Source organism: Halomonas sp. GFAJ-1, from assembly GCF_000236625.2.
In the GTDB taxonomy this organism is placed as follows: domain Bacteria; phylum Pseudomonadota; class Gammaproteobacteria; order Pseudomonadales; family Halomonadaceae; genus Vreelandella.
In genome coordinates, this window is record NZ_AHBC01000103.1 from 1 (window position 1) to 770 (window position 770).

Sequence of the window (770 nt, forward strand, 5' to 3'; positions counted from 1 at the left end):
CTGAGCGTTATCACCCATCAGTACGTGCTGGCTGTCTTGGTCGGCGTCGCTGATCGTTAAGGAGTCATCGCCTACACCGCCAATCCAGGTGACGTTGCCCGCGTTAACGAAGACGTCATCATTACCACCGATGTCAGTCGCTAAGCTTTCGGCACTGACCAGCACACCGCCATCCGTCCAGCCAAGCTGGGCGTTGTCGCCCATCAGGACATGCTCGCTACCCTGAGCCGCCTCAGTGATTTCGAGGGTGTCATTACCCACACCGCCAATCCAGGTGACGTTACCCGCGTTAACAAAGACGTCATCATTACCACCGATGTCGGTTGCTAAGCTTTCGGCACTGACCAGCACACCGTCATCCGTCCAGCCAAGCTGGGCGTTGTCGCCCATCAGTACGTGCTGGCTGTCTTCGTCGGCGTCGCTGATCGTTAAGGAGTCATCGCCTACACCGCCGATCCAGGTGACGTTGCCCGCATTAACCGACACGGTGTCGTCGCCACCTTCTTCAAAGGCCAGGCTTTCTGCGCTAATCAGTACGCCCTCATCGGTCCAGCCAAGTTGGGCGTTGTCGCCCATCAGTACGTGCTGGCTCTCTTGGCCGGCGTCGCTGATCGTTAAGGAGTCATCGCCTACACCGCCAACCCAGGTGACGTTGCCCGCGTTAACGAAGACGTCATCATTACCACCGATGTCAGTCGCTAAGCTTTCGGCACTGACCAGCACACCGTCATCCGTCCAGCCAAGCTGGGTGTTGTCGCCCATCAGGACAT

Annotated in this window: 1 protein-coding gene; it reads right to left on the reverse strand. The window is 58.1% G+C overall.

Annotated elements, in window-relative coordinates:
• Positions 1–770: hypothetical protein (locus MOY_RS17320; RefSeq protein WP_009102293.1), on the reverse strand; the 770-nt coding region annotated here is incomplete at both ends.